The sequence below is a fragment of the uncultured Faecalibacterium sp. genome, assembly GCF_900066275.1.
GTDB lineage: Bacteria > Bacillota > Clostridia > Oscillospirales > Ruminococcaceae > Faecalibacterium > Faecalibacterium taiwanense.
In genome coordinates, this window is record NZ_FMFG01000009.1 from 67,469 (window position 1) to 76,518 (window position 9,050).

General features: G+C 58.6%; 8 protein-coding genes, 1 tRNA gene and 1 riboswitch. Of the genes, 2 read left to right on the forward strand and 7 right to left on the reverse strand.

Annotation, left to right across the window (positions count from 1 at the left end; all coding sequences use genetic code 11):
- Positions 1–4: 4 nt before the first annotated feature.
- The 7 genes from cobI to QZL71_RS05300 all read right to left on the reverse strand — a co-directional run bounded on the left by cobI (position 5) and on the right by QZL71_RS05300 (position 7,950).
- Positions 5–709, reverse strand: coding sequence for a precorrin-2 C(20)-methyltransferase (cobI, locus tag QZL71_RS05270; protein WP_294648129.1), 705 nt, complete (start codon positions 707–709; stop codon positions 5–7).
- Complete coding sequence (gene cbiD / locus QZL71_RS05275; RefSeq protein ID WP_294648131.1) at positions 697–2,649, reverse strand: cobalt-precorrin-5B (C(1))-methyltransferase CbiD; 1,953 nt, start codon at positions 2,647–2,649, stop codon at positions 697–699. Before cbiD ends, cobI begins: the two co-directional genes overlap by 13 nt.
- Complete coding sequence (locus tag QZL71_RS05280) at positions 2,646–3,665, reverse strand: FecCD family ABC transporter permease (protein WP_294648134.1); 1,020 nt, start codon at positions 3,663–3,665, stop codon at positions 2,646–2,648. Before QZL71_RS05280 ends, cbiD begins: the two co-directional genes overlap by 4 nt.
- 30 nt (positions 3,666–3,695) lie before the next feature.
- A complete protein-coding gene (locus QZL71_RS05285; RefSeq protein WP_294648139.1) occupies positions 3,696–4,835 on the reverse strand; it encodes an ABC transporter substrate-binding protein in 1,140 nt (379 codons plus the stop codon).
- A 107-nt stretch (positions 4,836–4,942) separates the two neighbouring features.
- A complete protein-coding gene (locus QZL71_RS05290) occupies positions 4,943–5,794 on the reverse strand; it encodes an iron transporter (protein ID WP_294648140.1) in 852 nt (283 codons plus the stop codon).
- Positions 5,795–5,911: 117 nt separating this feature from the next.
- Positions 5,912–7,144 carry a sirohydrochlorin cobaltochelatase gene (locus tag QZL71_RS05295; protein WP_294648142.1) on the reverse strand — a complete coding sequence of 411 codons (1,233 nt, stop codon included), beginning with the start codon at positions 7,142–7,144 and terminating at the stop codon, positions 5,912–5,914.
- A 167-nt stretch (positions 7,145–7,311) separates the two neighbouring features.
- Positions 7,312–7,524, reverse strand: a riboswitch (cobalamin riboswitch).
- A gap of 105 nt (positions 7,525–7,629) precedes the next feature.
- Positions 7,630–7,950: an Hpt domain-containing protein gene (locus QZL71_RS05300; RefSeq protein WP_338428051.1), complete on the reverse strand. Its 321-nt coding sequence runs from the start codon at positions 7,948–7,950 to the stop codon at positions 7,630–7,632.
- 399 nt (positions 7,951–8,349) lie between these two features.
- Between QZL71_RS05300 and QZL71_RS05305 the strand changes: the two genes are divergently transcribed.
- Both QZL71_RS05305 and QZL71_RS05310 read left to right on the forward strand, forming a co-directional pair.
- Positions 8,350–8,434, forward strand: a tRNA-Tyr gene (locus QZL71_RS05305).
- 152 nt (positions 8,435–8,586) lie between these two features.
- Entirely contained in the window at positions 8,587–8,838 is a 252-nt protein-coding gene (locus QZL71_RS05310; protein ID WP_097776512.1) for a DUF6061 family protein, read from the forward strand.
- Positions 8,839–9,050 lie beyond the last annotated feature (212 nt).

A 9,050-nucleotide genomic window follows, 5' to 3' on the forward strand; every position in this document is an offset into this window, starting at 1 on the left:
AACGTTACTCCTTTACCAAAACGGTGGCAAAATAACCGGCCTGTTCCTGCGGCCGCTCAAGGGAAAGATCCGGGTAGACCCGCTCGTCCGGCAGACCGCAGTTGCACACAAGTGCGCTTTTTTTCAGCTTATCTGCCTGCTGCAGGGTATCCAATAAGACAGGCAATTGCCTGCCGGCTTTCATCAATACCTTGGTGCCGGGCATTTCCAGCACGCGGTCTGTCCAGCCGCCGGGCGCAATGGTAAGCGGCGTATCCATGCCGCCGGTCAGCGGCACATTCAGCCGCGCCGCCGCCGCACAAAAGCTGGGCACGCCTGCCGCCATGGCGGTGGCATAACCCCCGGCCTGCAAGATCTCCTGCAGGTAAGCAAAGGTGGCATAGATGGAAACATCACCGATGTTCAGCATGGCAACGTCCTGCCCGGCATCCAGATACTGCCGCACCGCGGCGGCGGCTTTTTCGTGCGAAGCCGCCAGCGCAGCCGGGTCACGGCTCATGGCAAAGTACAGCGGGACGATGGTCTTGCCGTCCAGCGCTTCTCCCAGCGCACTGCGGGCGATGTCCAGCGCCAGCATCTGGCCGGAATCAGTCTGCGGCGCAGCCAGCACCGGGCACTGCCGGATGAGCCGCACAGCCTGCAGCGTCATCAGCTCCGGGTCGCCGGGGCCGACGCTGACACCGTAAAATGTACCTTTCAGTTCTGCCATTCCTGCATCAGCTCCTTTGCCGTTTTTGTCTCGCCCAGCGGGCCGTGCTGGTTGGAGAACAGCACCGCGCCCACCCGGAACGCCCCGCCTGCCCGTCGGTCCAGATGCATCTGGATGGCGGCAAGGATGCTTTCCAGCACCGGTGCACGCAGCTGTGCGCCGTCCAGAATGTCAAGGCAGGCATCGGTGGTGGCGGCATCCATCAGGGCAGCGCACACTTCGCGCCGGGCCCCGCACAGCGCCGCATGGGCACAGAACACTTCAGCGCGGCCATCCGCCGTGTGGGAGTGGGTGTTCATGACCCCTGCCGCCAGCTTGCAGAGCTTGCCCACGTGGCCTACCAGAAGCACTTCCTCAAATTTGGCCGTGGCAGCCATATCCAGCGTATCCCCGATGAAGTTGGAAGTTTTGACCACCGGGAACCGCTCGAACTGCGGCAGAGCGCCGGCCAGATAATCCAGCCCGTAGTTGCCGGGGGCCAGCACCAGCCGCCGGGGGCCGGGGGCATTTTTTGCACGCAGTGCGGCCTGATTCATTTCCAGCTGGATGGTATCCAGAATCGCCTGCTGGCTCATAGGTTCCACGATGCCGCTGGTGCCCAGAATGGAAAGCCCGCCCTCCACCCCGATGTGCGGGTTGAAGGTGCGCTTTGCCGTCTCGGCACCGCCCTCGATGGAAATGGTCACTGCAAAGCCGCCAGTGTAGGCAGCATTTTCAGCTTCCCGTTCCAGTGCCTCGGCGATCATCCGGCGCGGCACATGGTTGATGGCGGCTTCGCCTACGGGCTGGTCAAGGCCGGGCTTCGTCACCCGGCCCACCCCCTCGCCGCCAAAGATGCGCACGCCGGGGGCATCCGGTTCCAGCACCACTGACGCGATCACCGGCAGGCCCGTGGTCACGTCCACATCGTCGCCGCCGTCCTTGCGGATGGCACATACCGCACCGGCATCCGTTCTGCGGCAGTAAATGGGTGCCACCTCCACCACAATGCCCTTGGGCGTGCGCAGAGCCACCGTTTCCGGTTCGCGGCCGGTCAGCAGCAGACGCGCCGCCCCGGCAGCCCCCAGCGCGGCACAGGTGCCGGTGGTATAGCCGCAGCGCAGCAGCTTCTGCCCGCTGCGGACGTAATGTTCAAACTGAGGTTTTCCGGCGGGTGCCTTTTCGGCTTCCGGCTCCGGTGTGCCGAACAGAGCCGTGTACTGCTGTTCGGTCAGGCCGTACAGGGTGCGGATATTCTCCGGCTGAAACGCCTGTTCCGGGGTCAGCACGCCGGAAACACCTGCGGGCGAAACGCACACCACCGTGTCCGCTATTTTTTCGGCCAATTCCAGCTCGTGCAGGCTCAGGATCACCGCCAGCTGGCCGGTATGGGCCAGCTCCTTTAAAATGGTGAGCAGCTCGATCTTGCCCTTGATATCCAGAAAAGAGGTCGGCTCGTCCAGCAGGATCACTTCCGGCTGCTGGCACAGTGCCCGGGCCAGCAGGATGCGCTGGCGCTGGCCGTCGCTGATGCGGTTAAAATCCCGGTCTGCCAGCTGCGCCGCACCCACCAGCTCCAAAGCTCTGTGCACCTGCTGCCTGTCCTCGGCAGACAAAATGCCCAGCCGTCCGGTGTAGGGATAGCGCCCCGCCGAAACAAAATCAAAGCAGGTGGTCAGCTCCATCCGGCGGCTGTGCGGGGCCATGAGGGCCAGCTTCTGCGCCCGCTGGGTACCGGTGTAATCGGCAAGGTTTCTGCCTTCCAGCAGCACTGTACCGCCCATGGGGGCCAGCTGGCCCGCCAGTGTTTTGAGCAGGGTGGATTTGCCTGCGCCGTTGGGGCCAATGAGAGTCAGGATCTGGCCCGGCTGCACCCCAAGGCAAATATCCGAGAGCAGCGGTGTCTTGCCGTAGCCGATGGCAAGCTCCCGCGCAGTGCAAAGTGCTTTTTCGTTCATCATGCGCCCTCCCGCTCTGAATTGCGCCGCACCAGCAGCCAGATGACCACCGGTGCGCCGAACACGGCCGTGACCGAGCTGATGGACAGCTCCGTGGGCGCGAACAGACTGCGGGCCAGCAGGTCGCAGAACAGGCAGAAAGCCGCACCGCCCAAGCAGCACCCCGGCAGCACATACAGCGGCTTTGCGCTGCCCAGCAGCTGCTTGACAAGGTGCGGCACCGCGATGCCTACAAAGGAGATCGGCCCCGCAAAGGCGGTGACGCAGGCCGCCAGCAGGCTGGATAGCAGCACCAGCGCTGCCGAGAAAGGCTTGACATTCACGCCCACGCTGCGGGCGTACTCCTCGCCCATCTGGTAGGCGGCCATGGGCTTGGAAAGCAGAAAGGATGCCGCCAGCGCAGGCAGCACCACCAGTGCCGCAGCCTGCACATTGGCCCATGTCACGCCGGAAAAGCTGCCCTGCGACCAGTTGTGCAGATTGACGATGTTGGAATCCTGCGCAAAGGCCACCACGATATCGGTGATGGCGGAGCAGATATAGCCGATCATCACACCGCAGATGACCAGAATGCTCATGCGCTGCACCCGCCGGGCCACCGCCAGCACAAAGGCCATGGAAGCCATGGCACCCGCAAAGGCAGCCGCGATCATCGTGGCCGAGCTGGTCAGCATCCCGCGGTCCAGAAACACCACCATGGTCAGGGCCACCGCCAGCTTTGCGCCGCTGGAAACGCCCATAACAAATGGCCCGGCAATGGGGTTTGCAAAAAAAGTCTGCAGCAGGTATCCCGCTGCGCTGAGGGCTGCCCCCAGCAGCGCCGCCATGACCGCGCGGGGCAGGCGCAGCTGCAGGATGATGTTCCCCGCAAGCGCATCGCCGCCCTTGCCCAGCAGTGCCGTCAGCACCGCACCCGGTGCAAGGGATACGCTGCCCCAGAACAGGTTCAGCGCAAAAAGCACAGCCACGGCTGCCGCAAGGGCAATATAGGCGGCTGCAAGGCGTCTGGTACGGGTCATAGGCTTTCCTTTCTGTAAAATTTTCCTTCTTTAGTCCACATGGGTGAGGAATTTCAGGGTACTGGCGGCAGGTGTGCCCTTGGTAAACACCCGGTTCATATCCACGATCAGGTCTGCCAGCTCCATGCTCTGCTGGAACAGGCTCTGGGTGGTGCACCACACCTGACCGTTCTGCACCGCTTTGAACTCGTTCAACAGTGGGAAACGCTCGGTCAGCTGGCTCACCGATGCGATCATGCCCTCGATGGCGCTGTTGTAGATGAGCACATCGGCATCCTTTGCACCTGCATAGAAGTCCTCAAGCGGCAGGTTCATGGTAGCAAGGCTGTTGCCATTGTCCGTCAGGTCCGCAAAGACATAGCTGCCGCCCGCCATTTCGATCATGCGGGCCACATAGTCACTGCCCTTGCGCACAGTGGCAAGGTTGTTGGTGGTCAGCGAGAAGAAGGCACAGCTTTTTCCCGTGGGTTCCTGCGAGAGGATGGGCTGAACGGCTGTCTCCTGCGCGGAAAACACCTGCTCGGCCTGTTCTTCCCTGCCCAGCAGGATGCCGTAAAGCTTGATCCACTCCATGCGGGCCAGCGGGTCGCTCTCGTAACTGGAACGCTCCACCAGCACCGGGATGCCAAAGTGTTCCAGCTGCTCCTTTACCTCCGGCGTGTGCAGGATCATAGTATTCTCAATGGCAAGGCGGCAGCCCGCTGCCAGGATCTGCTCGTAATCCGGGGCGCTGTACTTGCCGGCGTAGGCAATTTTTCCCTCTTCCATGGCCTGCTTCACCTCGGGCAGATACCAGCCCTCGGCCTTGGTGCCGGAAAAGGCCACGCTGTCCAGTGCATCCAGATGCAAAAGCAGATCCATCACCGAGGTGGAGACCAGATAAATATTCTCCACCGGCTGGCGCAGCACAGTCACATCAGCAGGCAGACCGTCCACCTCCGCAGCATCTTCCGGCACAACAAGGAACCGTGCATCCGACTCCGCGATGGTCAGCATGGTATAGCCGCCCTCATAGCAGTCCGCTGTGAACTGCTGTGCATAGTCCAGCTTGTAATGATGGGAGAAAACAAGACTTTCCGTATTGGCAGGCTGAGCCTTGCTGCCGCAGCCGGTCAGCGTCAGCGCCGCAGCGGAGATCAGTTTCAGAAATTGGTTGCGAGTGATTTTCATAGGTAACTCCTTCCGTCACGGCTTACGCCGCGCCACCTCCCTCATAGAGGGAGGCTTTGGCAGTACGGTAAAGTTTATCTTTTTGCCAAAGAAGGTGACTGGAGGAGTCACTTCAGACTTGCGGAATCAAAGGTCAGCGTATACTCGATCTCGTGGGGGGTGCTCATGGCAACGGTGTCGGCGGTGACATCCAGTGCGGTATCCAGCGCCGATACCGGAATTTCAAAGGTGGAATTGCCCTCGGTGTTAGTGGGCAAATACTTCTCGCCGTCCACGATCATATAATCATAGTTCGGGCTGCTCCACACGATGGTGGCGGTCATCTTGCCATCCGCCACGGTCAGGGCGGCGGGGCTCTCCACGGTGGCACGGCCGGAGCCGCCCTCCAGCGTCACATCACAGGTGTAGGTGCCGTCTGCCGGGGTCTCGGCTTCCGCAGCCTTTTCCACGGCATCACGCACGCTGACGACATGGTCGTACCACTTGCCCTTGGTGCCCAGAATGGCCAGATCAAAGTCGGCATCCACAGCAGAGACCGGAATGTCAAAGCCGTACACCTCCTCCGAGGTGCCGTCGGAATAGGTGACGGTATCTGTGGTGGGCTGCAGCCAGTCGGCCTCGTGGTCGGCGGCATCGGAAGCCTTGCCCAGATACAGGTTGACGATATGGGTGGAAGCAAGGCTGACATGGAAGGTCATCTGGCCGTTCTCCACAGTCAGGGTGCCCTTGCCGTCGCAGGCTTCGTTGGCGTGGAACATGCTGCTGTCGGTGTCAAACTCGGCGGTATACACACCATCCGGCAAAGTGGCGGTCTCAGCGGCAGAAGAAGCCACAGAGGATGCCGCCTCGGAAGAAGCAGCACTGGAAGCTGCAGAAGATGCCGTGGAAGAAGCGCCGCAGCCCACCAGCAGACTCAGTGCCAGAGAAGCAGCGACAACACAGGAAAAAACGCGTTTCATAGGAAATACCTCTACATTATAAGAAATCAGCTTTTATTATACCATTGTTCAGATAAAAAATGAACCCTCTCCACCGGATGCCGCAAAGCGGCCGCGAGACGGAGAGGGTTCGTTTGATCAACCGTTCAGAGAATCGATCGCCGCCTTGGTGTGGGCGACATACAGCTTCTGGACATCCTCGATCTCACCCAGACCAGCGATCTGGCAGTCGATGCTGTCGAAAGCACCGGAAGCCTTGAACTGGCTCAGCCAGGAGTCGGCATCCTCACCGGCCATATCGTTGTTGGCGTGATCGCCGGCAACCACCATCAGCGGGCGCAGGATCACCTTGGTGTAGCCTGCAGCCTTGACAGCCTCGATGACGTTCTCGCAGGCAGTCTCCTCCGGCTCGCCCTCAACGGTGCCAATGAACACATTGTCGTAGCCCAGAGTCTGCATAGTGGTCTGCATCTGGCTGTAGCTCACCTTTGCGGTATGCGAGGTACCGTGGCCCATAAAGACAAAGGCGGTCTTGTCCGCCGCAGCGGCATCCAGACTGTCGTAGCCGGCTTCCTTCACGGCAGCAGCGGTGACAGCCTTGGCAACGTCTTCCTTGTCCTGATTGATGATGGTGGCATCGGAGCCGACCTCGCCCAGCAGGGGCTCAGCCACAGCGACAGATTCAAACTTGTCGCGGTAGGTGTCGATCATTTCCATCATTTCGTCATACTCAGCGCCGTGCATCAGGTGGGTGGGCTGGACGACAAGGTTCTTCACGCCGTTTGCCACAGCGCGGTCCATGGCCTGCTGCATATTATCGATCTTTTCGCCGTCACGGGCCTGCACATGGTTGATGATGATCTGTGCGGTGAAGGCGCGGCGCACGCTCCAGTCCGGGTATGCGGCCTGCAGGGCATCCTCGATGCCCTTGATGTCCTTCACGCGGCTGTCGTTGAAGGAGGTGCCGAAGGAGACCACCAGCAGCTCGTTGTCGCCGATGTCGTCCTGATTGCGGGCATCGTCCTTGGAGGCATCGCCGGTGTCACGGCCAAAGTAGTCGGGGTCGGCGTTCTCGCCTTCCACCAGTTCCTTCTGGGCGTCGGTCAGAGCATCCCATGCAGCCTTGGCAGCTTCGCACTGAGCGTCGGTGTCATCATTGCGCTCCTGCACATAGATGGCATCGATTAGGTCTGCCACATTCTTTGCTGCCATTTCGTCAGCCTCCTCGCTGCTCGCTTCGCTGGAAGCGGCAGACGCAGCGGTGCTGGATGCAGTGCCGGAAGCAGCACCGCCGCAGCCGGTGAGCACGCCGGCGCACAGAGCCAGAGCCGTAACAGCTGCGGCCAGCTTTTTGGTTTCGATCTTTCTCATTGTTCTTGTCCTTTCCTGCTGGATAAATTGCGGTTTGAACCAAACAAAGGGTACAGGAAAGAAAGATGAAAGAAGAGGCCCTTCTGTCCTGCGGATGGCATGACAAAAAGACCTCTGTTGTTTCAGGGCTTTTTGGTACAACCAATTCCTCGTGATCTGGGGTTTGCACCCCCGTACCAACAGCAGGCAGGTTTCCTGACTGAAAGATCGCCGCCCGGCATCCCCTTCCCGGAGCAATGCTCCAGTGGCTGGTGCAAAGCACCCTGATGCGGACTCCCTTATCACAGTGACGAGATCGTGCGGGATCTGCACCCGCTTCCCTTTTACCCTTTCCGCCGTGCAGTGCATCGGCAAAAGGCACCTGCTGTTTTTCTGTTCAGTTCGTCCGGCATTATATCATAAAACTGCGCAGAATGCAATAAAAAACGGCATCCTGCCTTTTTATAAGGAAGGATGCCGTTTGGAGATCGAGCCAAATGCGGAGCTTACTGGAGCGCACGGATCGCATTGATGGTGATTTTGTACTGGCAGGTCACGCTGTCAAACAGCTCTTTGGTACCTTCCAGTGTGCCTGTGCGCAGCACCTCGGTCAAATCGTAGGTGGGCTGATACAGGTTGGTAAAACCCAGGTTCTGGCACACGCCCTTGAGCGTGTGTGCCGCACGGAATGCTTCCTTCACATTTCCTTCCTTCAATGCCTGCTCCAGTTTCGGATAGCTGTCGTCGTTCAAAAACATCAGCGTAAATCTGCAGATCATGCCTTCGTTGTAAAGCCGCTTGAGCACATCCTCATAATTTGCGCCCATCTGTCTATAACATTCCTGAATCGTCATGGTTTGTCGCTATGCCTTTCTTTTTCTACTGATCCCGCCTGATTTGCCACAGAGTGACAAAAGCGCCATCCATTTTGTTGCACTTTGTTGCGTTTTTAATATATCACGCCTTCCTGCGTTTTTCAATGCAGAGACAAAAAGTCTTGCACTTTTCACATATTGTCACGAGTTTTTCTTGCAATTTGCCTATCAATTTCTTCCGGCTGGCTTTTTTCTCCGACTTTGCCGTGCCTGCATGGCTGCAGGGCTTTTCCCGCCGTTTCTCTGCACGGAAAACGCATTTGAAGAAAAAGGTAAAAAAACAGTTGACAAAAGCCTTTCTGCATGATAGAATAAACAAGTCGTCCGGCGAAGGACACAAAAAGTGAATATGGGCGTGTTCCCGAGTGGCCAATGGGGACAGACTGTAAATCTGCTGCTTTCAGCTTCGGTGGTTCGAATCCACCCGCGCCCACCAAACAAGAAAAATCCGAACCTATTTCCGATTGGAGAAGGGTTCGGATTTTTCGTTTTCTTCGGGTTTGAGAATGAAGGCTCCCGTGGACGGCGTAAAACTCCGATACCTTGTCATAGACCGTAAGCCAATAACAAGATTTGGAGGATGCGATTATGAAGTACGATGCAAGAGCCTGCCATTTCAACATGGACACTGGATGTGTGGAGCTGCGGCTCCGGGATGGGAGAAAAATCTCCATCGACTGTACCGGGGTCGAGGATGCGCTGGATGTGACCATGGCCCAGCAGACTGAACTGGACTACCTCATCTACAACGACCCACTGGGCTATGCGGATTTGATTCTGAACGGTGACCCGGAGGAGTATTTGAAAAACGTAGCTGGAAGCCATGGGTTAGAAGATTAAGGGCAAAAAAATAAGAGGTGCGCCCAACTGGACACACCTCGGCGAGATACATCTATGTAAGGCAGGGCGTTCCCTTTACCGGGAGCGTCCTGCTGTTTTTATGCGGCAACAGGCAATGCTTGTAGAGCTTCCTGCTCTTTCAGCCATTCCTCATATTCACGCTGGCCTTCCTCACTGTTGAAAAACTCAACCATGGAGGGATAAAAGCAACG

Excerpts from the sequence above, each read along its gene's own strand:
- QZL71_RS05280 (WP_294648134.1), bottom strand. The coding sequence starts at position 3,665 with ATGACCCGTACCAGACGCCTTGCAGCCGCCTATATTGCCCTTGCGGCA.
- QZL71_RS05295 (WP_294648142.1), bottom strand. The coding sequence starts at position 7,144 with ATGAGAAAGATCGAAACCAAAAAGCTGGCCGCAGCTGTTACGGCTCTG.
- QZL71_RS05285 (WP_294648139.1), bottom strand. The coding sequence starts at position 4,835 with ATGAAAATCACTCGCAACCAATTTCTGAAACTGATCTCCGCTGCGGCG.
- cobI (WP_294648129.1), bottom strand. The coding sequence starts at position 709 with ATGGCAGAACTGAAAGGTACATTTTACGGTGTCAGCGTCGGCCCCGGC.
- QZL71_RS05290 (WP_294648140.1), bottom strand. The coding sequence starts at position 5,794 with ATGAAACGCGTTTTTTCCTGTGTTGTCGCTGCTTCTCTGGCACTGAGT.
- QZL71_RS05310 (WP_097776512.1), top strand. The coding sequence starts at position 8,587 with ATGAAGTACGATGCAAGAGCCTGCCATTTCAACATGGACACTGGATGT.
- QZL71_RS05300 (WP_338428051.1), bottom strand. The coding sequence starts at position 7,950 with ATGGGCGCAAATTATGAGGATGTGCTCAAGCGGCTTTACAACGAAGGC.
- cbiD (WP_294648131.1), bottom strand. The coding sequence starts at position 2,649 with ATGATGAACGAAAAAGCACTTTGCACTGCGCGGGAGCTTGCCATCGGC.